This is a genomic window from Campylobacter troglodytis, from assembly GCF_006864425.1.
GTDB lineage: Bacteria > Campylobacterota > Campylobacteria > Campylobacterales > Campylobacteraceae > Campylobacter_D > Campylobacter_D troglodytis.
This window is the reverse complement of the sequence record NZ_QHLI01000243.1, coordinates 1-502: the sequence shown is the minus strand read 5'-3', so window position 1 is coordinate 502 and position 502 is coordinate 1. Positions and strand designations below refer to the sequence as shown.

The window sequence follows — 502 nt, the reverse complement described above, 5'->3', positions numbered from 1 at the left end:
CAGCATAGGGCAGATTACACGAGTGTTTTCCTTTGGTGAAATGAGTGAATTAGTCGCTTCTGGGAATTTTAAAGCAAATGGCGGACAACTCTTTCCTAGTTTTTATAATGTCTCTAAAAATAGTGAAAACGACAAGCCCTCGCCTACACCTTTTAACCCCGACATTTTACACAGCAATATCACCAAAGGGCGAGAAATGAACTACTCGTTTGACACGACAAGTGATAAATATACAAACAAAGACGGCTCTATCACAAAAGGAGGACTTTTAATCGGCTTTTTAAGTAACAACGCCTTTACCACGCAAAAGCCACTTATCGAGGGTGAGGCGACTATTTGGGGTAAAATTCAAGGACTTGACAACACAAGCGAAAATGAAAGTGTCCGTCTACAATCAGCACTGAATTTTTCTATCCCACTTAAGGGCTGGGGCGATTATATAGGATTAATGAATGCTAGCAGTTTAGATGAATTTAACGAAAGATTAAGTAATTTTATGAAT

The 502-nt window shown here is 38.8% G+C and carries 1 pseudogene; it reads left to right on the top strand.

Annotation, left to right across the window (positions count from 1 at the left end):
* Window positions 1-22 precede the first annotated feature (22 nt).
* Window positions 23-502, top strand: a pseudogene (locus DMC01_RS12790) (hypothetical protein); the annotation flags it as partial.